25 protein-coding genes are annotated in these 24869 nt (G+C 63.0%); 11 read left to right on the top strand and 14 right to left on the bottom strand.

The window, feature by feature from the left end:
* Nucleotides 1–16: 16 nt before the first annotated feature.
* Together EN885_RS15775 and EN885_RS15770 are read right to left on the bottom strand one after the other, a co-directional pair.
* Nucleotides 17–1147: a glycosyltransferase family 4 protein gene (locus EN885_RS15775; RefSeq protein WP_128242147.1), complete on the bottom strand. Its 1131-nt coding sequence runs from the start codon at nucleotides 1145–1147 to the stop codon at nucleotides 17–19.
* 5 nt (nucleotides 1148–1152) lie between these two features.
* Nucleotides 1153–1716 carry a polysaccharide biosynthesis/export family protein gene (locus EN885_RS15770; RefSeq protein ID WP_029353441.1) on the bottom strand — a complete coding sequence of 188 codons (564 nt, stop codon included), beginning with the start codon at nucleotides 1714–1716 and terminating at the stop codon, nucleotides 1153–1155.
* A 360-nt stretch (nucleotides 1717–2076) separates the two neighbouring features.
* Here EN885_RS15770 and EN885_RS15765 point away from each other — a divergent pair, with 360 nt between their 5' ends.
* Nucleotides 2077–4269 carry an exopolysaccharide transport family protein gene (locus tag EN885_RS15765; RefSeq protein ID WP_128242146.1) on the top strand — a complete coding sequence of 731 codons (2193 nt, stop codon included), beginning with the start codon at nucleotides 2077–2079 and terminating at the stop codon, nucleotides 4267–4269.
* 42 nt (nucleotides 4270–4311) lie between these two features.
* On the opposite strand, the gene EN885_RS15760 is transcribed toward EN885_RS15765, so the two are convergent.
* Nucleotides 4312–5541, bottom strand: a complete 1230-nt coding sequence (locus EN885_RS15760; protein ID WP_128242145.1) for a GNAT family N-acetyltransferase — start codon at nucleotides 5539–5541, stop codon at nucleotides 4312–4314.
* Nucleotides 5542–5632: 91 nt separating this feature from the next.
* Between EN885_RS15760 and EN885_RS15755 the strand changes: the two genes are divergently transcribed.
* Nucleotides 5633–6688, top strand: coding sequence for a polysaccharide deacetylase family protein (locus EN885_RS15755; protein ID WP_128242144.1), 1056 nt, complete (start codon nucleotides 5633–5635; stop codon nucleotides 6686–6688).
* 316 nt (nucleotides 6689–7004) lie between these two features.
* Here EN885_RS15755 and EN885_RS15750 read toward each other — a convergent pair whose 3' ends face one another.
* Nucleotides 7005–8750: an adenylate/guanylate cyclase domain-containing protein gene (locus EN885_RS15750; RefSeq protein WP_095485844.1), complete on the bottom strand. Its 1746-nt coding sequence runs from the start codon at nucleotides 8748–8750 to the stop codon at nucleotides 7005–7007.
* A 561-nt stretch (nucleotides 8751–9311) separates the two neighbouring features.
* Between EN885_RS15750 and EN885_RS15745 the strand changes: the two genes are divergently transcribed.
* Nucleotides 9312–9908, top strand: a complete 597-nt coding sequence (locus EN885_RS15745; RefSeq protein WP_128242143.1) for a tyrosine-type recombinase/integrase — start codon at nucleotides 9312–9314, stop codon at nucleotides 9906–9908.
* A 255-nt stretch (nucleotides 9909–10163) separates the two neighbouring features.
* Entirely contained in the window at nucleotides 10164–11516 is a 1353-nt protein-coding gene (locus EN885_RS15740; RefSeq protein ID WP_245458050.1) for a phosphatase PAP2 family protein, read from the top strand.
* Nucleotides 11517–11739: 223 nt separating this feature from the next.
* On the opposite strand, the gene EN885_RS15735 is transcribed toward EN885_RS15740, so the two are convergent.
* Complete coding sequence (locus EN885_RS15735; protein WP_095485797.1) at nucleotides 11740–11958, bottom strand: DUF2842 domain-containing protein; 219 nt, start codon at nucleotides 11956–11958, stop codon at nucleotides 11740–11742.
* Between the two features lie 152 nt (nucleotides 11959–12110).
* Between EN885_RS15735 and EN885_RS15730 the strand changes: the two genes are divergently transcribed.
* A complete protein-coding gene (locus EN885_RS15730) occupies nucleotides 12111–13202 on the top strand; it encodes a COX15/CtaA family protein (RefSeq protein WP_095485798.1) in 1092 nt (363 codons plus the stop codon).
* Here the strand turns inward: EN885_RS15730 and EN885_RS15725 are convergent.
* Genes EN885_RS15725 through speB form a run of 3 tightly spaced genes read right to left on the bottom strand, consistent with a single transcriptional unit; the run spans nucleotide 13192 to nucleotide 16001 of the window.
* Nucleotides 13192–14031 (bottom strand): aminoglycoside phosphotransferase family protein, encoded by an 840-nt coding sequence (locus EN885_RS15725; protein ID WP_095485799.1) that lies wholly within the window; start codon nucleotides 14029–14031, stop codon nucleotides 13192–13194. The two genes, EN885_RS15730 and EN885_RS15725, sit on opposite strands and share 11 nt — an antisense overlap.
* Nucleotides 14032–14964: an N-acetyl-gamma-glutamyl-phosphate reductase gene (gene argC / locus EN885_RS15720; RefSeq protein WP_128242142.1), complete on the bottom strand. Its 933-nt coding sequence runs from the start codon at nucleotides 14962–14964 to the stop codon at nucleotides 14032–14034. It lies immediately after the preceding gene.
* Between the two features lie 29 nt (nucleotides 14965–14993).
* Nucleotides 14994–16001, bottom strand: coding sequence for an agmatinase (gene speB / locus EN885_RS15715; RefSeq protein ID WP_095485801.1), 1008 nt, complete (start codon nucleotides 15999–16001; stop codon nucleotides 14994–14996).
* A 404-nt stretch (nucleotides 16002–16405) separates the two neighbouring features.
* On the opposite strand from speB, the gene EN885_RS15710 reads away from it, so the two are divergent.
* Nucleotides 16406–17464 (top strand): glycerophosphodiester phosphodiesterase family protein, encoded by a 1059-nt coding sequence (locus EN885_RS15710; protein ID WP_128242141.1) that lies wholly within the window; start codon nucleotides 16406–16408, stop codon nucleotides 17462–17464.
* A gap of 215 nt (nucleotides 17465–17679) precedes the next feature.
* Here EN885_RS15710 and EN885_RS15705 read toward each other — a convergent pair whose 3' ends face one another.
* Nucleotides 17680–18552 carry an aldo/keto reductase family oxidoreductase gene (locus EN885_RS15705; protein WP_128242140.1) on the bottom strand — a complete coding sequence of 291 codons (873 nt, stop codon included), beginning with the start codon at nucleotides 18550–18552 and terminating at the stop codon, nucleotides 17680–17682.
* A 94-nt stretch (nucleotides 18553–18646) separates the two neighbouring features.
* On the opposite strand from EN885_RS15705, the gene EN885_RS15700 reads away from it, so the two are divergent.
* Nucleotides 18647–19555, top strand: coding sequence for a LysR family transcriptional regulator (locus tag EN885_RS15700; RefSeq protein WP_128242139.1), 909 nt, complete (start codon nucleotides 18647–18649; stop codon nucleotides 19553–19555).
* Between the two features lie 68 nt (nucleotides 19556–19623).
* On the opposite strand, the gene rpsI is transcribed toward EN885_RS15700, so the two are convergent.
* From rpsI to EN885_RS15680, 5 genes are all read right to left on the bottom strand, one after another.
* Nucleotides 19624–20106, bottom strand: coding sequence for a 30S ribosomal protein S9 (gene rpsI / locus EN885_RS15695; protein ID WP_023717316.1), 483 nt, complete (start codon nucleotides 20104–20106; stop codon nucleotides 19624–19626).
* 1 nt (nucleotide 20107) lies between these two features.
* Nucleotides 20108–20572 (bottom strand): 50S ribosomal protein L13, encoded by a 465-nt coding sequence (gene rplM, locus EN885_RS15690; protein WP_091591498.1) that lies wholly within the window; start codon nucleotides 20570–20572, stop codon nucleotides 20108–20110.
* 264 nt (nucleotides 20573–20836) lie between these two features.
* Nucleotides 20837–20974 carry a hypothetical protein gene (locus EN885_RS34250; protein WP_245493084.1) on the bottom strand — a complete coding sequence of 46 codons (138 nt, stop codon included), beginning with the start codon at nucleotides 20972–20974 and terminating at the stop codon, nucleotides 20837–20839.
* Nucleotides 20975–20976: 2 nt separating this feature from the next.
* Entirely contained in the window at nucleotides 20977–21486 is a 510-nt protein-coding gene (locus EN885_RS15685; protein ID WP_245493083.1) for a LysE family translocator, read from the bottom strand.
* A gap of 99 nt (nucleotides 21487–21585) precedes the next feature.
* A complete protein-coding gene (locus EN885_RS15680; protein WP_127205850.1) occupies nucleotides 21586–22050 on the bottom strand; it encodes a PaaI family thioesterase in 465 nt (154 codons plus the stop codon).
* A gap of 167 nt (nucleotides 22051–22217) precedes the next feature.
* Between EN885_RS15680 and EN885_RS15675 the strand changes: the two genes are divergently transcribed.
* The 4 genes from EN885_RS15675 to EN885_RS15660 are packed head-to-tail and all read left to right on the top strand — an operon-like array spanning nucleotide 22218 to nucleotide 24775.
* Nucleotides 22218–23039, top strand: a complete 822-nt coding sequence (locus EN885_RS15675; protein ID WP_128242138.1) for an enoyl-CoA hydratase — start codon at nucleotides 22218–22220, stop codon at nucleotides 23037–23039.
* A gap of 2 nt (nucleotides 23040–23041) precedes the next feature.
* Nucleotides 23042–23464 (top strand): VOC family protein, encoded by a 423-nt coding sequence (locus EN885_RS15670; protein WP_127205852.1) that lies wholly within the window; start codon nucleotides 23042–23044, stop codon nucleotides 23462–23464.
* A 10-nt stretch (nucleotides 23465–23474) separates the two neighbouring features.
* A complete protein-coding gene (locus EN885_RS15665; RefSeq protein ID WP_128242137.1) occupies nucleotides 23475–24257 on the top strand; it encodes an AAA family ATPase in 783 nt (260 codons plus the stop codon).
* Nucleotides 24254–24775 carry a CoA-binding protein gene (locus EN885_RS15660; RefSeq protein ID WP_127205853.1) on the top strand — a complete coding sequence of 174 codons (522 nt, stop codon included), beginning with the start codon at nucleotides 24254–24256 and terminating at the stop codon, nucleotides 24773–24775. Before EN885_RS15665 ends, EN885_RS15660 begins: the two co-directional genes overlap by 4 nt.
* Nucleotides 24776–24869 lie beyond the last annotated feature (94 nt).

The following is a 24869-nucleotide window of genomic DNA, read 5'->3' as shown; positions in this document are numbered from 1 at the left end:
TAGCGCCTTTTTGGAGCTAACGCTTGAGCGCGGCGAAATAGGCCGTCTCGATCGCGGCGGCCATCACGTCGGCGCCGAATCGCGCCTTGAGGTCGGCGGTGTCGGGCATCAAAGCGCCATAGGCTTTGGGGTCGGCCAGCGCCGCGCTCATCTTGTCGCCGAGCTCGCGCGGGTCGGGCCGGATCAGGGCAGGGGAACCGGCGCCAAGGATTTCCGGGATGCCGCCGACGGCGGTGGCGATCATCGATTTGCCGGCGGCGAGCGTCTCCAGCACGATATAGGGCATGGCTTCCGCGCGCGAGGGAACGACAACCAGTTCGGCCAGCGCGAAGGCTTTGCGCGCCGGCATCGGCGGCAGGAAGCGCACATGGCCTTCGAGCCCGAGCCGCTTCACTTGCGCATGGTAGCGCGGCAGGTCGTCGCCGTCGCCGACCATCACCGCTTTCAACGGGCGGCCAAGCCGCGTTCCGGCAAGAACCAGCGCATCGATGAAGATGTCCGGTCCCTTGAGGTCGCGCATCATGCCGATATAGAGGACATCGGCCGCATTCGGCTCGGTCCGCACCGGCTCGAACTCGGCGGCGCGCAAGCCGTTGTGGACAAGGTTGTTCGGTGTGGGCGGCTCGCCGACCTTCCTGCGATAAGTCTGTCTTTCATAGTCGGAGACAAACAGAAGATAGTCGGTGAAGCGCGCCATGAACCGTTCGAGCGCGAAGAACAGCTTCCCCGCGACAGTCGTCTCGTCATAGTGAAGAGAGCCGCCGTGGGGCGAATAAACGCGGGCTACGCGAGACCTTGATACCCGCAACAATGAGCCGAACAGGCGGGCATAGGCGCCACCCTTGGCGCCGTGCCCGTGGAGCACGTCCGGCCGCAATTCCTTGATAATCCCAAAGGTGCGCCAGGCCGAGGCGAGGTCGCCCGGCCCGACATGCCGCTGCATCGGCGTGCGATGGATGCCGAGCGCCATTCTACCTTTCATTTGTTCGAACAGGTGTTCCTCGAAATCGCCGCCCGTCGTCGAATCGCAGACGATGCCGACCAAATGCCCGGCGGCGACCTGCGCCTCGGTCAGGTCGCGCACATGACGAAAAATCCCTCCGACAGGTGAGCGAAAGCAGTGGACGATCCTGAGTGTGTCCGCCACGTGGTCTAGAACAGGCGTTCGCGAACATAGACCGTGTCACCGGGCAGAAGCGGGTCGGAGGTGGCCACGCGACCGGTCATGACCTTGCCGTTGATGTCGCGGGTGATGTCGACGCTTTCCTGGTTGGCGCGCGGGCTGAAACCACCGGCGATAGCGATCGCCTTTTGCACGGTCAGGCCGGGAACATAGGAGTATTGGCCCGCGGCACCGACTTCGCCCATGATGAAGATCGGCCGGTAGCGGTCTATCTCGACCGAAACGTCGGGATCGCGCAGGTAACCCTGGCGCAATTTGTCGGCGATCTCGCCTTCGAGCTGCTGTGCGGTGTGGCCGCGCGCCGGCACGGCGCCGACGAGCGGGATGGACAGGTAGCCGGATTGGTCGACGCTGTAGACGTTGGTCAACCCTTCCTGCTCGAACACGGTGACGCGGACCCGGTCGCCGGCACCGAGGCGATAGGGCTGATCGAGCATTTTATGAAAGGCGGCCGGCGCCGGCCGGTAGCTGGAGCAGCCGGCGAGCAACGACACGGCGAGCAGCGCGCGGAAGAGGGAAGCAGTGCTTTTCATGACCGGACACGTACCTTCGAAGGGCCGCTGTTACACCGCGGCAAACTTTGGGAGTCGAGGTCCGTTATCATCCCGTTAGGGTTAATGGCCGGTAAAGGCGTGCAGCGGAAGCGGCGGCATCCGACAAAAGACGACCGGTTTCGATGCTTTTATTGCCGCTTGCGAGTAAAACCTAACAGATGCTTACCGCGATATTAACGGCTGAGTTACCATAGTTGTTTACCGTGCATCCTGACCAATGCATGTCGCCCAAAAGTGCGCAGCGGTTTTGGGACAACGACATGCATGAAAACAAGAGCTTAAAGCGCGTCACCTGAACCTGTTCAAACGCGACGCGCTTTAAGTACCGGAGCAGGATGCATGTCCGTTCAATCCGCGGCCGCAGATGTCGACGTCGATCTCAGGCAGCTCTTCGCAAGCCTGGCGAGGAACTGGCTGCGCATTCTTGTCGTGGCGCTTGTAGTAACCGGCCTGGCGCTCGCGCTCGCCTGGCTCGCCACGCCGCATTACATGGCCGAAACACGGCTTTTGATCGAAACGCGCGAATCCGTCTACACGCGCCCCGACGGCACCAACAACGACGACAGGCCGATTCTCGATGAGGAAGGCGTGACCAGTCAGGTCGAGGTCATTTCCTCGACCGACATCCTCAAGCAGGTGGCGCAGAAGCTCAATTTATCGCGGCTTCCCGAGTTCGACGAGGCGGCTGACATGCCGGTGTTGAGTCGTCTGCTCGTCATCGCCGGCCTGAAAAGCGACCCCAACGAGATTCCGCCGGAAGAACGCGTGCTGAAGACCATGCGCGAGAAGCTCAACGTCTATCGTGTTGAAAAATCGCGCGTTATCGTCATCGAATTCTCCTCGGAAAACCCCAGGCTTGCCGCCGAAATTCCGAACGCCATCGCCGACGCCTACATCTCCGTCCAGGGCAATGCCAAGACCGAATCGAATTCCGCTGCAACCGACTGGCTGGCGCCTGAGATCGCCGACCTGTCAAAGCGGGTGAAGGATGCCGAGGGCAAGGTAGCAAGCTACCGCGCCCAGTCCGATCTTTTGATGGGCGGCAACAATTCGGTGCTCGCCACGCAACAGCTTTCCGAACTGTCCAGCGAACTGTCGCGGGTGCGCGCCAATCGCGCCTCGGCGGAAGCGACTGCCGACGGCGTGCGCAGGGCGCTGCAGAATGGCGGTTCGCTGGATGCGGTGCCGGAGGTGCTGTCTTCCGAACTCATCCAACGTCTGCGCGAGCGGCAGGTCGAGCTCAAGACCAATATCGCCGACCTTTCCACCTCCTTGCTCGACAATCATCCACGCATCCGGGCGCTGAGGTCGCAGCTTGCCGATCTCGATCGCCAGATCCGCAACGAGGCGGAAAAGATCATGAGAGGGCTGATGACGCAGGCGCAGACCGCCCAGGCCCGCGAAAATCAGCTTGTCGCCGACGTCAACACGCTGAAGGCTGCATCGGCGCGCGCCGGCGACCAGCAGGTCGAACTGGACGCGCTGCAGCGCGAAGCGACCGCCCAGCGCCAGTTGCTCGAATCCTACCTGACCCGCTACCGCGAGGCATCCTCGCGCAAGGACAGCAACTATCTTCCGGTCGATGCGCGTGTCTTTTCCCGCGCGGTGGCGCCGTCCGAGCCCTATTTCCCAAAAATCCTGCCGATCGCCGGTGCAGCCTTCGTCGGCTCGTTGCTGCTCATGGCGATCGTGACGCTTCTGCAAGAGCTGTTTTCGGGTCGCGCCATGCGGCCGGCCGCCGGCGCCCGCTTCGAGCGGATCGAGCAGGTCGCGATGCCCGTTGCCAGGCAGGAGCCAGCCGACATCGAAGAAAGCGATATCGAAGAGGTCGAGGACCGGGCGGCGGAAGCGGAGGCAGAGCCGGAAGCGGTTGCCGCGGTGCAAGCAACTGCCCCAGCAACGGGCGAGGACGTCGAGCCGGCGCGCCCCACCCTTGGCGAGGTCGATATCGACAAGGCGGTGGAGAAACTGATCTCAAGCGGTGCCGCACGCGCCATATTCGTGTCGCCGGAAGGCGACGAGGCGGCCGCCTCTGCGGTGCTGGTGGCGCGAGAGGTTTCCGACGCCGGCCTGCGTGTGCTCCTGCTCGATCTCACCGCCTCGGGCGCCGCCTCGCGGCCGATGCTGGACAGCGGGCTTTTCCTGGGCATCACCAATCTACTCGCCTCGGAAGCGCAGTTCAGCGACGTGATCCATCCCGATCTCTATTCGGACTGCCACGTCATTCCCGTCGGCACCGCCGATCCGGTCCGCGCAATGCGCGCCGCCGACCGGCTGCCGATCATCATGCAGTCGCTGACCACCGCCTACGATCTGGTCGTGGTCGAATGCGGACCCACCGACGCGCAAGGCATCGGCCGCCTTGTCGGCGAGGGCACCGAGGTCTTCCTGTCGATGCTGGAGCCGGACGACGAGGTTACGCATGCCGCGGTCGAGCTGATCGAGAGCGGCTACCCCGACCTGACGCTGGTGACGCCGGTCGGCCATGAGACGCCAGGGACGCCGGTGCCCGGACGCCGCTCCGCCGCCTAAGGCGGTTCGGGAATTCGAAGGTCCCCGAAATCCCGGCAGCGATCAGCTGTCGTCTTCGCCAGCGGCAGGTGCTGCGTGCCCGGCCGTCTTGCGGCGAAGCACCTTGGTCAGCTTCCAGATCGTCGGGCTGTTCTTGATGAAGGCTTTCAGGCGCGCGCCTTGCTGCAGGATAAGCGCCAGCGCGCGGCCCTTCAACGTCAGCGGAACCAGGACCTCGAAATGCTGGGTCTCGATATCGCACCACAGCCGTTTGTAGGGTTCGTCGCCGACCGAAAAATCATAGACATCGAGCTTCCTCTCGCAGGCCTCCTGGATGTTGTCGAAGAACAGGAAGTCTCCGGGGCTGGTGTGGGCGAGGTCGTCGTCGGCGATCGCTCCGAATTCGCAGATCAGGCGTTTTCCCGTGCGGCTCGATCCGGTAACTGCGCGAAGCTTGCCGGCGACCTCGAGCCCATGCAGCACGAAGGACGGCTTGTCGTCGCAAAGCGCTTCGACGAACAGCGCACGGAAGAAAGCACGAACCTCCGGCTCACCGAAGACGTTAGCGATGCCCATCTTGCGGAAGCGGAACTCCTTCATCTCGAAAAACGCATCGAGCAGTCTGTTCACCTCGTCCGCTGTCCGGGCCTCGATGCGGCGGTGGCTGCCGACGGCCTCGAACTTGCGCGTCTGCGAGCGGTGCTTCTTGCGCTTGCGCTTGCCGCTCGCGCGGGAGAGCAGTGCATCGAAACCTCCCGCCAAGTCGACGGCCAGCGACAGGTTCGGGCTCGGAAAACTGGGCAGCGAGGCAAGCGGATTGGCAATGCCTTCGAGATCTGGCAGCAGCCGCTCCAGTGCGACGAGGTCGATGTCCGGCCGCACCTTGGCGACCGCCGCCAGCATAGAGCGGATTGCCGCGCCGTCTGTCTTGGTCAGCCAAGACGGGTCGGCGGCGGCGAAATTGCCGTTGGCATGGCGGCCGCCCATGAAACGGGCGACGCGGAATGGACCGCTGCTGGTGACTTCCAGCGCCAACGAAAAAACCGGCCGGCCTTCAGCGCTCAGCGTCGCCAAAACGCTGTCCGCCTCGGCATGTTTGGCCCAGTTCAAGATCCAGGCCGGGCTCTGCGCCGGCGCGAACAGCGCCGAACGGCAGAACTCGGCATAAGCTGCAAATGCTACGCTGTCGGCGACCGAGACCGACAGGCCGGCATGATCCACCGGCAACGCGCGCGGCGCCGCCTCCACTGCTTCGAGCCGATTGCCATCAAATGACGCGGTGGCGTCAACCATACCTCAATCCTTTAAGGCGTATTCACCGCGATTGGGGGCTCGCGTAGGCGCATTCCCTGCTGGGATGAGCCTAGGCGCAAAAGGTGAACGAATGATCGACGGGGGCGAGGCAATCCGGAAACTGGCGCTCAACGTCGTCCGCTATACCGGTCTTGCCCCGCTGGCCAAGCCGTTTGTCGGCGGCATCGGCGCCATCCTGATGCTGCACCGGGTCACCGCCACGCCGGAAAAGCCTGGCAGCGTCAACCGGCATCTCAACATTGCGCCTGAGTTCCTCGATGCCGTGATCGCCGACATGAAGGCGAACGGCTATACATTCGTCACGCTGGACGAGGCGGTCGAGCGCATCAAGGCCGGCGGCAAGGGCGGCCAGTTCGCGGCGATCACCGCCGACGACGCCTATCGCGACAACATGACCGAGGCGCTGCCGGTGCTGGAAAAGCACGGTGCGCCGGTCGCCATCTACGTCGCTCCGGGGCTGATAAACGGCGCCGCCGATCTATGGTGGGAAGTGGTCGAGGACATCGTCAGCGCGCGGGACCGGTTGCTCCTGACAACGCCGAACGGTCCGGTGACGATCGACTGCTCGACCCCAGGCAAGAAACTCCAGGCCTTTGCCCGCCTGCACGACTATCTGACGCTGGAGGTCCGCGAGGAGGACCAGCGCGCGGTGCTGCGCGAATTGGCGCGGTCGAACGGTATCGAGTTGGACGCACGCCAGGGCATGTTGATGAACTGGGACGAGATCCGTGCCATGGCGGGGCATCCGCTGGTGATGATCGGCGCGCATACGGTCAATCATCGCAATCTGAAGCGGCTTTCCGAAGCCGACGCGCGCCATGAGGTTGACGATGTCAGGCGCATATTACAGGCCGAACTCGGCGAGGCGCCGCGCCATTTCGCTTATCCCTATGGCTATGCCAGCGCCGTCGGCGGCCGCGAAGTCGGCTTTGCCCGCGACGCCGGCTATGCCTCGGCGGTGACGACCCGCCACGGCGTGCTGCGCGCCGAACATGCCGGCTTCCTGCAAGCGCTGCCGCGCATTTCGGTCAACGGTCGCTATCAGAGCGTTCCCCATATCCGCACGATGCTGTCGGGCGTGACGACGCCGCTGGCCAATGCCGGCAAGATGCTCGTCACCATCTAATGGTGAAAGTCTGACACTTGGTACCGGTGGACGGCAAGAACCGACCCCTTGCGGGCCATCCCTGATGGCAGGTCAAGGGAACGTCGTGACCTGAAGGCGACATTTGTCTGGACCGTCGTTAGGTCTCGTCAGGCTGGAAACCGGAAGTTCGACGCGAACCCAACAGAGAGCTCGCCGGCTGTTCACGGCTGCTCTACGCGCTCAGTCCTAGGACAAGCCGGCCAGAGAACTATCCTTCCAGAAGCGACGCGGGATCAAGGGACGTCGCCTGGCCGGACGTGTCGCGCAGGAGAGGGCATCTTTGCAAACGTGACGATCACTCCGGCACGCCGGCAATACCCAGCGCCTCGACGTAGCGCTCGGCGAACACCTTGTCTCGCCACGGGTTGATCTGCCTCTGCAGGCCGAGCGTGTAGGTCGGGAACGCCTCCATCAGCCGCCGCGCCGCCGCCTGCGCCTCGTCCAGCCGATTGAGTTTGACCAGCGCCATGATCACCACCCGGTGCGAGGAGCCGTAATTCGGCATCTCGCGCAGCGCTCGTTCTCCCCAAGCCAGCGCTTCCTCGTAGCGTTCGAGCATCAGGTAGCTCATCCCGATGCCGGAGAGCGCGATGCCCTTCTCGGGGTCGACCGGGCTCAGCCGCATTGCCCTGTGGAAGTGCTCGATCGCGACGAGGGGGCGGCCGGAATGGGCGTTCACCCAGCCGCTGCCCGTATAGCCCTGCGCCGAATTGGGGTTGAGGAGCAGGGACCGTTCGATCGTGTCCAGCGCCGTCTCGTAATCCTTGGCGCTGTAGGCGATCACCTGCGCGGCGAAACGCAAGCTTGTCGGGTCGTCTCGCGCGTCGGCCAGCACCTCGCGGGCCATGCGCACGGCGACGCGGAAATCGTCGGGCTCGTGCCAGCACTGACTCACGGACAGGCTGCGGATATAGGCACCGAGTGCCTTCGCCAGGGTGAAGCCTGGGTCGATGCTGAGCGCCTCGTTGGTGAGCCGGCGCACGTCGGCAAAGCCTTCGCGCGTCATGCTGTAGAAGCGCGGCAGCGCGCGAAGGTAGAGGTCGTAGGCGCTGATGTAGTCGGTCGGCTTCATGCGCGCCTGCTTTATCTCCTCCAGCCGGATGCTCGGCTCGACTGCGCCGACGACGCTCTCGGTCACCTTGTCCTGCAGGTCGAAGATGTCGCTCACGTCGCCCTCGAAGCGGTCGGCCCAGACATGGTGTCCGCTGATCGCGTCCACCAGCTGCCCGCTGATGCGCACCCGCGATCCTGCTCTGCGGATGCTACCTTCGAGCACGTAGCGGACGCCCAGCTCACGCCCGACCTGGCGCAGGTCCACCGCTCGGCCCTTGTAGGTGAAGGACGAGTTGCGGGCGATCACGAAGAACGAGTTCACCCGGCTCAATCCCGTGATGATGTCCTCCACCAGCCCGTCGGCGAAGTATTCCTGGTCGGGGTCGCCGCTCATGTTGGTGAAAGGCAGAACTGCGATCGAGGGTTTCGTGGGCAGGGGAGGCGGTGCAGCCACCGAGGCGCTGGCGTCGGTCTCGACGCGATAGGCGCGCACAGGCCGCTCGATGTTCTTGAGGCGCAGGTCGCCGAGCAGCGTGAAGCCGCCGTCGAGCTTGCCTTGAAGGTGGTCGTAGGCGGTGCCCGAGACGACCACGGCGCCGGGATCGGCGATGCTTTCGAGGCGGGCGGCGATGTTGACACCGTCGCCGTAGAGGTCGCCGTCCTCCTCGCAGACCACGTCGCCGAGATTGACGCCGATGCGGAAGCGTATCCGCTCTTCCTCGGGCGTCTCCGCCTCGTGTTCTGCCAAAGCCTGCTGGATCGCTATCGCCGAGGTCACCGCGTTGACGACACTCGCGAACTCACACAGAATGCCGTCGCCAGTGAGCTTGACGATCCGGCCCTGATGCTCGGAGACCAGCGGTTCGAGGAGGTCCTTGCGGTATGTCTTGAGCCGCTCGAGTGTGCCGCGCTCGTCGCGCTCCATCAGGCGCGAATAGCCGACCACGTCGCAAGCCAGGATCGCTGCGAGGCGGCGCTGCGCGGTCATTGCACCGCCCGGCCAGGCGCGTGCACGCGGGCTGCCTTGCGCCCATGCCCCGCCAACTTCCAGACGTCCAACGTGCATGGTATCCATCTCTCCCAGCCGCTGCCCATCGCCGATTCAGAACGGGGAACGCAGCTTGACCTTGCCTTCACGAGATTTCGCTATCCCGCTTGCGAGGCGTGGAGCGATCCAGTCACCGCGCTAACAGCCAACCGGCGACACGCCCACGCAGCCTCTGGGGACGCTGACACGCCACTCCCAGAAGGCCGGAGATATTTGCTGCCCTTGGTAACCGGTTGACGCCACCGTGGCGGTGCTTTTGTCACCGCGATGTAACAGCGAGATGCCCTACGAGCGCGCGCATCAGGCATCACACCAGACGTTCGCGCTTAGAGGTGCTGAGGTCGGAAAGTGGCGCGACTCTACCCATCGAGCCCTGCGTCGACCGGGCTGACATCCGGCAACCTTGTGCGATCGAATCCTCGAAGACAACGCCCTTTAGCCGCTACAATTCGCGGCTCGCGTCGGGCGCTGCGGTGCGGAGGGCGGCAAGGGAGAAGGACCATGCCCAGTTGCTACCGGGGCCACATCGTTGGCCAAAAGCCTCCTCTGAAGCCGCGTGAGGTCTGGAGTATCCGGACACGACTTCAGGTGTCGGGCGCTGAACGGGATCTAGCGCTCTTCAATCTCGCCATCGACAGCAAGCTTCGAGGTTGCGAGCTGGTGGCCGTCACTGTCGGAGACATAGCCCTTTCCGGCAGCGTCCGCGATCGGGCGGTGATTGTTCAGAGGAAGACCGGGCGACCTGTGCAATTCGAGATCACGGAGCAGACCAGAGCCGCAGTCGGTGCATGGATAGCCCGTCGCCACCTCACCGAAAGCGAGTTCCTGTTTCCCAGTCGCGTGCGAGTTAAGCCGCATATGTCGACAAGGCAGTACGGGCGGGTCGTCGAGAAGTGGGTATCCAGCATTGGGCTCGAACCAAAGCGACACGGAACGCATTCAATGAGACGCACGAAGGCTTCACTGATCTACAAGAAGACCGGCAACATTCGTGCGGTTCAGCTGCTGCTCGGTCATACCAAGCTGGAGAGCACCGTGCGCTACCTCGGCACAGAAGTAGATGACGCTTTGGCGATCTCTGAACAGATCGAACTGTAAAGCCATGCGGAGCGGCGCTATCATCCAAGTGTCGCTCCGTGACCCGAGCCTGACCTTTCCGTCGCGGGCGTAAAGGTCCGCAGCGGGCGGAAAAGATGACGATCAACCTTCGGTCGCGACGTTCAAAAACGCGCCTGTATTCGCTTTGGTTGGGGGCGCCTTTGTGTATAATTAGATACCGCTAAAATAACAACGCGACGAGAGCCGGCAAAACTGATAGGTACTTGGGCTGGGGTCAGGAACCGGAGACCCAACATGCTCAGAGCCCTAGGCAAGGCGTGCGCGGTAATCCTTTTGTCAGGAAACTGCGCTTTCGGCCAATCGGATTCGATAGAGCCGGAGGCTGGAACTTGGAAGACGTGGGTGATCACGTCAGGAAAGGATCTCCGCGTACCGCCGCCACCGGACGATTCCGCAACTGAACTGAAGCAGCTCCGCGATCTTGTCGCAAAGAACGATGCGCAGACTGCCGCCGGGATCACGTTCTGGGATGCCGGATCGCCCGGCTATCGATGGATCGAACTGGTCAATAACCGCCTTCTCGAAAACCAGCAGATTCCCAATGCACACCGCGTCTACACCTATATGACCATGGCGATCCACGACGCCACGATCGCGGCGTGGGAGTCGAAGTATTTCCACAATCGCCCACGCCCGAGCGAGGCGGACACGACGCTGCCGACTGCGCTGCCGACGCCTCGCAGTCCATCCTATCCCTCTGAACATGCGGCAGCTGCCGGAGCCGCCGCGGCGGTTCTTTCCCATTTCTTTCCCGACGAGGCGTCGTCGTTCCAGTCAATGGCGGAAGAAGCGGCGCAGTCTCGTGTCCTTGCCGGTGTCCAATTCCCAAGCGACTCTTCCGCCGGCCTGGAATTGGGGCGACGCGTGGCAGAGCAGGTGATTGCACGGGCAAAGGCCGATGGCTCCGACGCCGTTTGGACCGGTACGGTGCCGACCGGGCCGTGCATGTGGGTCGGAGACAAACCGGGTAATGCAACCATGCCGAACTGGAAGCCGATATTGCTGAAGGCAGCCAATGAATTCAGGCCACCGGCTCCACCCGACTGTGCGTCGGAGACGGTGAAGGCCGAGGTTGATTCAGTTCTACAGTTCGAGCGGAAATTTCCAACCAACTACAAAGCGTTCTACTGGCAAAGTCCATCCGGCCTGTTCACCGACTGGTATGACTATGCCAGCAAATGGATGTCCGAGGACAAGACGGATTCGAACCCCCCGCGCGCCGCACGGGCTTACGCGTTGCTTGCAACGGTCCACTACGACGCCTTCATTGCAAGCAACGACGGGAAGTACGCGTATTGGTACCTGCGGCCCAACATGCTTGACCGGAGCATCACTCCCCTGTTTGCGGTGCCGGGCCATCCCAGTTATCCGTCGAACCACTCCACGCTCTCGACTGCCCGATGCGAGGTCCTTGCGTACCTGTTCCCCGGCCATGCGGAATTTATTCGTGCGGTCGGCAAGGAGGCGGGCGATTCCCGCATCTGGGCTGGCATCCACTACGAAATGGACAACACGGCAGGCGTCGCGCTCGGTAAAGCCGTCGCGGGCAAATTCATCGAAAGGGCAAGAACGGACGGTGCAGACTAGCGAAGGGGCAGACAGCCAAGATGCGGCAACTGCCCAGCTAACCACACGGCCAAATGTCCGTTGTAGCATTGGAAGCCAGAGTTTGACCGAGCGCCCCGAAATGTCCGCTCATGGCGCTGCCTGCGCGTTCCGATCGGCGACACGGAAGGCAGAAAACCACCCTGAGCTGCCCTACACGTCGGGTAGCAAGCGTCAGGCTTTCACCATCTAACGGCGGCGAGCCTCAATTCTTCGGCCGCGGCGGCTCCAGGATCAGCCATTTGATGATGCCCATAGCCGGCAGCACCCAGAGCATGCCGCTGAGCAGGAAGAACAGGAAATGCGCCCACGGTCCCGATTCTGCCAGTTGGGCAACCGCCACGATCGATGCGACCAGCGCATAGACGATAACCAGCGCCACCAGCAGGACTGTTCCGATCAGCTTCTTCAGGCGAATGGGCATTTCGCGATCCCGTTAATCCTTATCGCTTAGGCCCAACAAAAGAGACACGCAACCCGCAAGAAGCAGCGCGACGGCGTGCCGCGCTGTCCGGTCTTGCCAGCAGGGTCGCGATGGTTCACCAATCCGCGACTGCAACCTGCCGGGACAAGCCTATGGCTGCCATATCAGCTGCCGCGCCTTTCGTGGCCCGCGACCGCGACCTGCGCAACCGGGCGCTGGTGCGCGGCTGGCTCTACGTCGTGCTTCTGGTGCTGTTTGTCCTGGTCCTGGTCGGCGGCGCCACCAGGCTCACTGAGTCCGGCCTGTCGATCACCGAATGGAAGCCGATCCACGGCATCATCCCGCCACTCAACGACGCCGAATGGCAGGAGGAGTTCCAGCGTTACCAGCAGATCCCGCAATATGCCGAGCTCAACAAGGGTATGAGCATCGAAGCGTTCAAGTCGATCTTCTGGTGGGAATGGGTGCACCGGATCCTGGCGCGCGGTGTCGGCCTGGTTTTCGCCGTGCCGCTGGTGTTTTTCTGGGCGACGCGCCGCATCGAACGCGGCCTGGGGCCGAAACTTATCGGGATTCTTCTTCTCGGCGGCCTGCAGGGCGCGATCGGCTGGTGGATGGTGGCGTCCGGGCTGGTCGAGCGGGTCTCCGTCAGCCAGTACCGGCTGGCGACGCATCTGACGCTGGCTGCACTGATCTTCACCGCGACCATGGTGGTGGCTCGCGGGCTCGCGCCTCATTCAGAGCCCGCCGCCGACCGTTCGACGCAGCGTCTGGCCGGCTTTCTGGTGTTGCTGGCGCTGATCCAGATCTATCTCGGCGGGCTGGTCGCCGGGCTCGATGCCGGCCTGAGCTACAACACCTGGCCGCTGATGGACGGCAAGCTCATCCCCGGTGATCTGCTGATCCTAGAGCCGGCATGGCGCAACTTCTTCGAGAGCCCGAAGACGGTCCAGTTCATCCACCGGCTCGGCGCCTACACGATCTTCGTAGCAGCACTTTGGCACATGATCGCGACGCACCGCCGCCTGCCTGAAACGACGCATGCGCGTCGCGCGACGCTGCTGTTTCTGCTGGTGCTGGCGCAGGCCTTGATCGGCATCGGCACGCTGATGATGCACGTGCCGCTGCACATGGCGCTGACGCATCAGGCCTTCGCGCTTGTCCTGCTTGGTTTTGCAGCAGCGCATTGGCGCGGTACCAAGGGCGCCTATCCGCTGCCCAACCGGATCGCCATCAGAGGCTGAGCCGCACCGTCCTGATCGCCGTGGCAATGGACAATTCGCGGCTTTCCTCGATCGCGTTGCGGTCCTCATGATGCCATGACGCCGACAGGCAGCCATAGGCGATGGCATGATCCAGAATTGCGGCCGGCGTCTGGCCGAGCGTCGTGGCGAAGATCTCGGCCATGTGGGCAATCCGCCGGGGATCGCGGCAAAGGTCGTCGCGGTCGAGCGGATTGTAGAACATGTTCGCCGCATCGAAGCCGGGATCGCCGAGAACGCCCTTCGGGTCGATCGCCAGCCAGCCGCGCGGCCCGTGCATGATGTTGTCGTGATGCAGGTCGCCATGCAGCGGCAGCACGTCGACAGGATCGGCCAACAGCCGTTCCGCGGTCGCAGCCGCTTCGACATAGAGGCTCTTTTCGCCATCGTCGCGATCCGTCTTCGCCTTGTTGAACAGACTGGAAAACCGTGCCCGCAGCGGCTGAAGATCCGGTGGGGCAGGGTGGTCAGATGGCGAGAACAGTCTTGCCATTACTTCAGCCGCGATTGCGGTGGCGGCACTATCTCCCTGCTCCGCGAGAACCTGTGACAGCAAGGTCTCGCCGGCATATTCGAGCAGCATGCAGTGGCCGTCGCAGCCTAGCAGTCGCACCGCGCCTTCGCCGCGCCGCCAGGCGAGGAAATGCTCGCCGCGCAACTCGTCTTTGACATCATCGAAAGGTTTGAGCGCCTTGACGATCGCCGGCGAGCCGTCCGCGCGAAAAACCTTCCAGATGCGGCTGCTGAAGGTTTCGGCAATCAGTTCTGGCGCATTGACGTTCCAGCGTGTTGGAAATGCCGGAGCGTCCATTCAGTGCTTGAGGCCGAGCATCAGATCCATGTTCTGCACGGCAGCACCCGAGGCGCCCTTGCCGAGATTGTCGTACACGGCGAGCAGCAGCGCCTGGGCCCTGTCGTCGTTGGCGAAGACATAGAGCTTCATCCGGTTGGTGCCGTTGTAGATTTCGGGATCGATCTCCGGCACGCGCTCCAGTTGCTCATAGGGCGCTACCTCGACCACGCCGCCATCGATGGCGGCGAAATGGTCGGCGATCGCCGCATGAAGCTCGGCGCCAGTCGGCACATAGTCGAGGCCGCCGAGCTGCAGCGGCACCACCGTGATCATGCCTTGCGCGAAATTGCCGACCGCCGGCTGCATGATCGGGTCATGCGACAGGTTCGCATAGGTCCTGAGCTCCGGCACATGCTTGTGCTGGAGGGTCAGCCCGTAGGGCAGGAATTCCGACGCATCCTCGCCCTTGGCGACATAGTCCTCGATCATCGGCCGGCCGCCGCCCGAATAACCCGAAATGCCGTTGACGGTGACCGGGAAATCCGGCGGCAACAGCCCGGCCGCCACCAGCGGCCTGAGCGTCGCGATCGGCCCTTGCGGCCAGCAGCCCGGATTGGCGACGCGCTTTGCCCTGGCGATTGTCTTCGCCTGATCCTTGTCCATTTCGGCGAAACCGTATTCCCAACCTTCGGCGACGCGATGCGCGGTCGAGGCATCGATGACCCTGGTGGTGTCGTTGGTGATCAGCGAGACGCTTTCTTTCGCGGCTGCGTCCGGCAGGCACAGGATCGCGACATCGGCAGCGTTGAGGAACTCGGCTCTAGCTGCCGCTTCCTTGCGTCGCTCGGTCGGAATGGAGATGATCTCCAGGTCGCCGCGCTCGGCAAGCAGCGCCCTGATCTGGAGACCGGTGGTGCCGTGCTCGCCGTCGATGAAGATTTTCGGTTTCATTGCCTGCCTGAATTCCTGTTATCTCAAAGTTATATGCCACTTGCCTGGTTCAACGCGGCAACGACGTGATTGCCGCTGTTCAGCTCTTCGAGCCGGGCTTTTCGTTCCGCCAGGAGCCCGAGATAGTGCATGGCCACCGTCGACCCCGCAATTGCCGTTATATCGGCGTGATCATAGGCCGGCGCAACCTCCACGACGTCGGCGCCGACGATATCGACCTGATTGATCTGGCGCAGCACCGACAGGATTTTTGCCGAGGACGGCCCGCCGGCGACCGGTGTGCCGGTGCCGGGCGCGAAGGCCGGGTCCAGGCAATCGATATCGAAGGTGACATAGGCCTTCTTGCCGCCAGTGCGGTCGACGATGGCATAGGCGATATCGGACGCGCGCATTTCCTCGACTTCGTGGCCATACAGGATCTTGATGCCGAAGGTATCAGGCGCATGGGTGCGGATGCCGATCTGGATCGAACGGTCGGGGTCGATAATGCCCTCCTTGACCGCACGGCCGACGAAGGAGCCGTGATCGATGCGCTTGCCATCGTCCGGCCAGGTGTCCTGGTGGGCGTCGAACTGCACCAGGGCCAGCGGTCCGTGGATGGCGGCATGCGCCTTGAGCAGCGGCCAGGTGACGAAATGGTCGCCGCCGAGCGAAAGCAGGAAGGCGCCGGATTTCAGGATCTTTGCCGCCTCGCGCTCGATCGTCCCTGGCGTCTTCTGGTGGTTGCCGCTGTCGAGCAGGCAATCGCCATAGTCGACCACGGCGAGATGTTCGAACAGCTCGCGCGAAAATGGATATTGCGGATCGTTGTCGAGGATGGTCGAGGCGCGGCGAATCGCCTGCGGCCCGAAGCGCGCACCCGGCCGGTTGGTGACGGCGGCGTCGAAGGGGATGCCCCACACCACGGCGTCCGCGCCCTTCACGTCCTTCGTGTATTTGCGCCGCATGAACGACAGCGCGCCGGCATAGGTCGGCTCGAAGGACGCGCCCGTCTTGGCGCGGGCGGTGAAGGCGTGGTCGATGTTGCTGTTCGGCATGAAGCGATCTCCTGTGCGTCGAGGCGCAACCTTATTGGACATAATTCTCAGAAATGCGACCCCTTCCGGGGCCATGGTCATTCGAGCCCGGTCACAAATTCTTGCTTGCCAGGTGAGCCTGCATGGCTGGCGCGGGAATTGTCTAGCTAAGCATGAATGCAACCGAAAGTAGCCAGCCTCCCATCGTCGGACGGTGTCGGCCACACCGACCGCGACAGCGGCGGCATCGATCTCGGCAAGCTGATTGGCAGCGACCTGCTGATTGCCGTTATGATTCGAGGTCGCAGAACGGCCGTTTCAACCGGCATTGACCTGACTTTCCGGCATTTGCGAAGCCGGCTTCGTTCACTGGGCTGTCACGTGAGTCGCTTAACCGGGTCTCCATCCGGTACGGAGCGATTCTCATGCGAACGACCTGGCTGAACCTTCTGCTTTCCGTTGCCTTGGCGCTCTTCACAGGCCCGGCATCGGCAGGCGAAACGCGCGCCAGACAGATTCTCGACCGTTTCGAACACGCCAACCAGTGGCGCGACCACGTCATGGTGGCGGCACACCGCGCCGGCAGCATGCAGGCCCGCAAGACGCTCTATGCGGAGAACTCGATCGCCGCCGTCGAGGCATCGATCGCGCTTGGTGCCGAAATCGTCGAGGTCGACGTCAGGCGCTCGAAGGACGACCAGTTCGTCGTCATGCATGACAGCTGGCTCGACCGCACGACGAATTGCAGGGGCGAGGTGGTCAAGCGCACGCTGGCCGAGGTCAAAACCTGCAGACTGGTGATCGAGGGCACCGGCGCCGTCACCGAAGAGCCGGTTTCGACCCTGCGCGAAATGCTGATGGCGACCAAGGACAGGATCCTCATCAACATCGATAACAAGCTCGACGTTGACAGCCTGGCCGGCATGATCGCGGTCGCGCGCGATCTAGGCATGGCCGAACAGGTGATCGTCAAGGAGAACCTGTGGAATCCGGCCAGGATCACCACTGTCAAGGCCGCCATGGGCGCGATCGGCAGTGGTTTCCAGTTCATGCCGATTATCGCCGACGACGCGGTTCGCGACGCCGGCTTCGCCGAGAAAGTCAGCGGGACCTTTTCGCCGCGCGCGGTCGAGATGATCAACTGGCGCGCGGGGTCGGAGACGCTGACCGAGACCGGTGGCCCGCTGTTCAGCCCCCGCATGCGCGCAGCGGCGATAAGGGGCGACTGGCACATCTGGGCCAACACCTACGCCATCGTCAACAAGCCGGGCGGCTTCCTTGCCGGCGGTCGCGGCGACGAGTTGGCGGTGCTCGCCAGCCTGCCGCGCGAGACGTACGGCTTCTGGGCCGAGCGCGGCGCCACCATCATCCAGACCGACGAGCCGAAAGCGGCGATCGATTGGCTGGCGGCAAACGGCTACCGCGTGCCTTATCCCAATGAGGCGCGGCCGGCGGAGCCGGCGAACACCGCAAGCATCAACTAGACGTGGTGGCTGAAGCTGCCGATCTCCCCCCTTGTGGGGGAGATGCCCGGCAGGGCAGAGGGGGGCGCGACGGATCGCTTACCTTTGTCAAAACGATGCCGACAATTGGCTTCAAGACAATTTCGATTGACACAAATTGATGGATAGGCTGGCGGGGCAGCGCCCCCCTCTGGCCTGCCGGCCATCTCCCCCACGAGGGGGGAGATTGGCTAGTCTCAAGCCGCCATCGCCACGCCGTCCAGTTCCCTCAGCACATCGCTGGGCAACTCCAGTTCACTCGCCGCCAGGTTCTCCCTGAGATGCGCGACGGACGAGGTGCCGGGAATCAGCAGGATATTGGGCTCGCGACGGAGCAGCCAGGCGAGCGCGACCTGCATGGGCGTGGCGCCCAGGCGCTCAGCGACGCCGGATAGCGTAGACGACTGCAGCGGGTTGAAGCCGCCGAGCGGAAAGAATGGCACATAGGCGATGCCGTCGCGGGCAAGTTCGTCGACCAAGGCATCGTCGCTTCTGTGCGCCAGATTGTATTGGTTCTGCACGCAGACGATCCTGGCGATGCGCCGCGCCTCTTCGACCTGCGTTGAGGTGACATTGCTTAGCCCGATGTGGCGCACCAGGCCTTGTCGCTGCAGCTCGGCCAGCACGGTGAGCGGCGCCTCGATCGACCCTTCGGCCGGACCATGTGCGTCGAACATGATCCTGAGATTGACCACATCCAGCATGTCGAGCCCGAGATTGCGCAGATTGTCGTGCACCGCCTCCGTCAGCTCCTCTGGAGAGAAGGCCGGCAGCCACGAGCCGTCCGCGCCGCGACGCGCACCGATCTTGGTGACGATCGTCAGATCGTCGGAATAGGGCGCCAGCGCCTCACGGATGAGCTGATTGGTGACGTGCGGGCCGTAAAAGTCGCTGGTGTCGATGTGGTTCACCCCGCGCCCAACGGCTTCGCGCAGCACGGCCAAGGCTGCGTCGTGATCCTTGGGCGGACCGAATACGCCGGGTCCTGCGAGCTGCATGGCGCCGTAGCCGAGCCGCTTCACGGTGCGGTCGCCGAGAGTGAATGAGCCGGACTGGTCGATGCTGGACATAATCTATCTCCGTTCAAGATGAAGCTGAGATAGGCGCTGTCCGATCTCACGATAATTGGCTACATTCCGCACGGGCTGTACGGAATACCGAACAATGAAGATCGATCTCGGAGATCTGAACGCCTTCGTGGCCGTGGCGCGGGCCAAGGGTTTTCGCGATGGCGCCCGTGCCAGCGGCGGCAGTGCGTCGGGCTTGAGCGAGGCGGTGCGCCGCCTCGAGACGCAGCTCGGTGTCAGGCTGCTCAACAGGACGACCCGCAGCGTCGTCCTGACTGAAGCGGGTGCGAGCTTGCTGGCCCGGCTCGGCCCAGCCTTGACCGAGGTCGAGACAGCACTTGACGTGGTCAACGGCTTCCGCGATCGGCCGGCAGGTACATTGCGCCTCAACGTGCCGGTCAGCGCCGCGCGGCTGGTGCTGCCCAGCATTGTTCCGCGTTTCCTCGCCGCCTATCCCGGTATCCGGCTGGAGGTGATCGCCGAGGAGAGCTTTGTCGACGTGCTGGCGGCCGGCTGCGATGCCGGCATCCGTTACGACGAGCGGCTGGAGCAAGACATGATCGCGGTGCCGATCGGACCGCGCGTGCAGCGCTTCGCCACTGCCGCCAGCCCTGCCTATCTGGACCGCCATGGCCGGCCGCAACATCCGCGCGACCTGCTCGGCCACGCTTGCCTGCGCGGCCGTTTCGCCAGCGGTGCGATGCCGCCGTGGGAATTCGAGCGTGGCGGCGAGGTGGTGCGGGTCGATCCGACGGGGCCGCTTCTCGTGACTTTGGGCGGAGCGGCCGATCTCGCCGTCGATGCGGCCATCGCCGGCACCGGCATTGTCAGCCTTTTCGAGGATTGGCTTCGCCCTTACTTCGAGAGCGGTGCGCTCGAACCCGTCCTCGAATCTTGGTGGCAGAGCTTCCCCGGGCCGTTCCTCTATTATCCCGGCCGGCGTCTCGTGCCGGCGCCGTTGCGGGCGTTTATCGACTTCATCAAGGTATCGGCCGACCACGCCTGATGCCTGAAGTCGGTAATAGAAAAGGCCGCCCGGAGGCGGCCTTTTCGACTGTTGAAGCTGCGTAGCGCTTAGCGCTTCGAGAACTGGAACGAGCGGCGGGCCTTCGCCTTGCCGTACTTCTTGCGTTCGACAACGCGGCTGTCGCGGGTCAGGAAGCCGCCTTTCTTGAGCACGGCGCGCAGCGCCGGCTCGTAGTAGGTCAGCGCCTTGGAGATGCCGTGGCGCACGGCACCGGCCTGGCCGGAGAGACCGCCGCCGATGACAGTGGCGACGATGTCGTACTGGCCGGCGCGGTTGGCGGCGATGATCGGCTGGTTGAGGATCATCTGCAGGACCGGACGCGCGAAATATTCGGCGAACACCTTGTCGTTGACGACGATCTTGCCGGAGCCGGGCTTCACCCAGACGCGCGCGATGGCGTTCTTGCGCTTGCCGGTGGCATAGGCGCGGCCCGACTTGTCGAGCTTCTGGACATGGACGGGTGCAGCCGGCTGCGTGTTGGTGTTGCCGGTGGCAGTTCCGAGTTCTGCGAGCGAGGAAAGCTCAGCCATTTTACGAAACCTTCTTGTTCTTGGCGTTCAGCTTGGCCACGTCGAGCGTGACGGGCTGCTGGGCGACATGCGGATGTTCCGTGCCTGCATAGACGCGGAGATTCTTCATCTGGCGACGGCCGAGAGGGCCACGCGGGATCATGCGTTCGACGGCCTTCTCGACGACACGCTCGGGAAAACGGCCCTCGAGCAGCTGGCGCGCGGTGCGCTCCTTGATGCCGCCGGGGTGGCCGGTGTGCCAGTAATAGACCTTGTCGGTGAATTTCTTGCCGGTGAACACCACCTTGTCGGCATTGATGACGATGACGTTGTCGCCGTCGTCGACATGCGGGGTGAAGGTGGGCTTGTGTTTGCCGCGAAGATGATTGGCGATGACAGTGGCGAGACGGCCGACGACGAGACCCTCGGCGTCGATCAGCACCCACTTCTTCACCACATCCGCAGGCTTCTGCGAAAAGGTTGTCATGGATTTGTTGCTTTCGGTTCGGACCGTCCCTTATTCACGAATGACAAGGGAAGGCGTTTCTTGTTGCTTGGATTGGCGCCGAGCGCTTGCCCGCCGCCAATAACAAAACGGCGGCCTTTGCGGGCCGCGGTTCCGTGAGGGCTTATAGGCGAGGGGGATTAGCCAGTCAAGTTGCATTTCTGACCACCTCAGAAGGATTACCTTGCCAAATCAACAGGTTAGCTTTGAGGTATTATTATACCGCATTTGAATCCGACAATTTGACTAGCGCCGTCCCGGAATAATCGCGGCCAGCAGCAGTTTGATCCCGACAGCGATCATGATCGCACCAGCCAGGCGTTCTTGCCAGACAAGAAAACCGGCGTTGCGTGCCAGCCAGCGACCGACGGCGCCTGAGGCCAAGGCTACAGCTCCCAGGACCACAAGCCAGTAGCCTTCATCGTGGCCCCGAGCACGATAAATTGCATCGCCGGCGATCCTGTGGAGGAATGGACGAACTGCGGCAGTACTGCGAGCATGAAAACCAGTGCGGTAGGGTTGGTCAGGTTGCAGATCATGCCTTGCCGAAAGGCACCTGCCAAACCTCCCTCCTTGGCTGCGACGATGCTGTTTCTTTCCGCTCCCTTGCGCGTGAGCAAGAACTTCGTCCCGATTGCGATCAAGTACGCCGCTCCGAGCAGTTGCAGCAGGCCATACGCGACAGGCGAGGACGTGACCAGCGATGCAAGTCCCATTGCCAGCAGCGGAATCTGGATCACGCCTGCGAAAACGCACCCGGTTGCAGTCGCCAGTGCTGCCCGCCAGCCCTGTCCGATACCGCGGCTGATCACCAGAAGCATGTCCGGCCCCGGACCGGACAGTTGGTAGCCGAGCACGGCGACCAGGAATGCCAGAAAAGTGGGAAGTTCGGGCATGTTTTTTGCGGACCTGATCGGCCTGCGAACGTGTTGTCGGACATTTCGTTCCGTAGGGGTCGTCTGGAACGAGCGGAAAACACGTATCCGTCCTGCAAATCAGGCCTGCGATTGAAAGCTCTTCTTCGGCGGGATCGAATAGGTTCCCGTCGCGTGCGCTACCGTGTGTCCGTCCGGTCCGGCGATGATGTCGATATCGAACACCATCAGGCTTTTGCCCAGCTTCAGGATGCGGCAATGGCCGTCGATCGGGCCGGCCTCGGCTTTGCGGACAAAATTGATATTGAGATTGGTGGTGACCGAAAGCGCATCCGGCCCGGCATGTGAAAGCACGCAGACATAGCCGCCTATATCGGCCAGTGTGAACAGCGACGGGCCCGACACCGTTCCGCCAGGGCGCAAATGCCGCTCGTCGGCATTCAGGCGAACCGTGCAGCCGCCGGGAAACACGTCGATCGCCTCGTAGAAGGTGAACTGGTCGTTGAGCTGTGGGTAGACGGTTGCCATCAGGGCATTGATTTCAGCCGCCGTCAGCACCGGTTTGAGATTGTCTTGGACGGGCATAAGCGGTTTCCTATATGGAGCCGGCACGGGGTCAGGTGGACGCCTGGGCCAATTGTCGGGTTTGAGAAAACACGTCTCAAGGCTGTTCTTCAATCGGCAGCGTGCTAGTTCTTTTGTTCCATGGCCCACGAATCCGATGCCGCTGGCCAATGAAGAGGTTGGAGAACATGGCCGAAATCGTCGCCATCAAGCCGGCCGTTGCCGAAGGTCCTGTTGTCGCGAGACTGGACAAGGGCGTGCTGCGCCTCACGCTTGCCAATCCGCCGGCCAATGCGCTGTCGCTGGCGGTGATGGCGGCGCTGACGGCGGAACTCGACCGCGCGAAATCAGACAGATCCGTCCGCGTCATTATCCTGGCAGCGGCCGGAAAAGTGTTCTGCGCTGGACACGACCTCAAGGAAATGACCGCGCGCCGCACTGATGCCGATCGCGGCAAGGCATTCTTCGAGGAGACGTTTTCCGCTTGCGCGGTACTGATGCAGGCGATCGTGCGCCATCCCAGGCCGGTGATCGCCGAGGTCGATGGCCTGGCGACGGCAGCCGGGGCGCAACTGGTCGCGAGCTGCGATCTGGCGATCGCCTCGCATGAGGCGACCTTCTGCACGCCCGGTGTCAATATCGGCCTGTTCTGCTCGACGCCGATGGTGGCGCTGTCGCGCAACGTCTCGCGCAAGCACGCGATGGAGATGCTTTTGACCGGCGAGACCATCGATGCGGCGACGGCCAAGGAATTCGGCCTGGTTAATCGCGTGGTGCCGCGCGAATATCTGAACCAGATTGTCACCAAATACGCGCAAACCATTGCTGCCAAATCGTCTTTGGTCGTGAAGACCGGCAAGGAGGCGTTCTACGCGCAGGCCGAGATGGGGCTGGCCGAGGCCTATGCCTATACCGGCCGCGTCATGGTCGAAAACATGCTGGCACGCGACGCGGAAGAGGGCATTGGCGCCTTCATCGGCAAGCGCAAGCCGGAATGGACGGACGATTAGATATGGAACCCCGCATCTCAATCATCACCATCGCCGTCGACGATCTCGAGCGCGCCACGCGCTTCTACGAGGCGATGGGCCTGACCCGCCATGCCGGGATCACCGACGGCGTCGCCTTCTTCCAGATGGGCGGCGTCATTCTCGGCCTGTTCCCGCGCGCAAGCGCCGAAGAGGATTCGGGCATCACCTTTTCCAAGGCGCCGTCGGCGGTCTATCTCGCCTACAACACCCGCTCCGACACGGAAGTCGACGACGTGCTTGCGATGGCCGAGAAGGCCGGCGGTCGTATCGTCAAGCCGGCCGGCCGCGCCTTCTGGGGCGGCTGGTATGGCTATTTCGCCGACTCGGAAGGGCATGTCTGGGAAGTGGCGCACAATCCGGCTTTTCCGATCGCGGAAGACGGAACGATCTCGCTGCCGGACTGATCGCTGCCGCATGGCTCCTCGCAAGCAACTGACGCGACTGAAGGCTCCCTATCTCAAGCGCATCCTGATAGAGCCGGCGCGGGTCGCAGATTGGGAAAAATACCCCTGGAACTTGCCGATCTTCCGCAGCCACGATTTCGAGCTCGAATTCACCACGCCGATCACCATCATCGTCGGCGAGAACGGCACCGCCAAATCCACGCTGCTCGAGGCGATCGGCGCGCTGGCCGGATACGACGAGGCCGGCGGCGGCAAGGGCTACATGCCCGTCGACCATTCAGCTGCCATCGATACGAGCGGCGCCGCACTGGCTAAGACGCTGCGCGGTCACTGGCTGCCGAAAGTCACCGCCGGCTGGTTCTTTCGCGCTGAATCCTTTTACTCCGTCGCCCGTTATCTCGATCAGGCGGCGCTCGAAGATCCGTTCAAGCCACCTCCGCCCGATTTCCTGTCCTGGTCGCATGGCGAGGGCTTCATCCGTTTCTTCGAGGAGCGCTGCCGCCGGCAAGGCATCTACATCCTCGACGAGCCCGAAAGCGCCTTGTCGCCGACGCGCCAGATCGAGCTTCTCAGGATGCTGCGGCGGATGGACCAATCCGGCACGGCGCAAGTGATCATGGCGACGCATTCGCCGCTGCTGATGGCCTGTCCCGGCGCGCGGCTGTTCCGCATCAGCCGGTTCGGCCTCGACCCGACCGATTTCAGCGATACCGATCATTTTCGGATGATGCGCAGTTTCTGCAACGATCCGGATGGTTTTCTCGCCGAAGCTCTGTATGAGGACGAGGCATGAACCACGACGCCTACGACAATGCCTATATCGCCGGCATCCTCAATTCGGTTAAGACCATCGCCATGGTCGGCGCGTCCGCCAATGATGTGCGGCCGAGCTATTTCGTGCTGAAATATCTGCTTGCCAAAGGGTTTTCGGTGTTTCCGATCAACCCGGGACAGGCCGGCAAGGAAATCCTCGGCCGAACAGTCTATGCTAGGCTCGCCGATCTCCCCGAGCCCGTCGACATGGTCGACATCTTTCGCGCTTCCGCGGCGGTGCCTGGCGTCATCGACGAGATCCTGCGGCTCGACCCGCTGCCGAAAGTCGTCTGGATGCAGCTTGGCGTGCGCCACGACGAGGCGGCCGTGCGCGCCGAGGCCGCTGGCATCAAGGTGGTGATGAACCGCTGCCCCAAGATAGAGTATGGCAAGCTGTCGGGTGAAATCGGCTGGACCGGCGTCAACTCCGGCGTGCTGTCGTCGAAGAAGCCGCTGATGCGGCCGGGATTCCAGAGCTTCGGCGTTCGCCAGAAGTAGACCATGATCCCGAAAAGTGGAAACCGGTTTTCGGAAAAGATCATGGTCAAACAAGAAAGATAGACCCCATCCCGATCCTATCGGGGTGGATCAG

The organism is Mesorhizobium sp. M6A.T.Cr.TU.014.01.1.1, assembly GCF_004022765.1.
GTDB lineage: Bacteria > Pseudomonadota > Alphaproteobacteria > Rhizobiales > Rhizobiaceae > Mesorhizobium > Mesorhizobium mediterraneum.
Note: the sequence above shows the minus strand (reverse complement) of the source record. Positions and strands in the feature narration are given on the sequence as shown.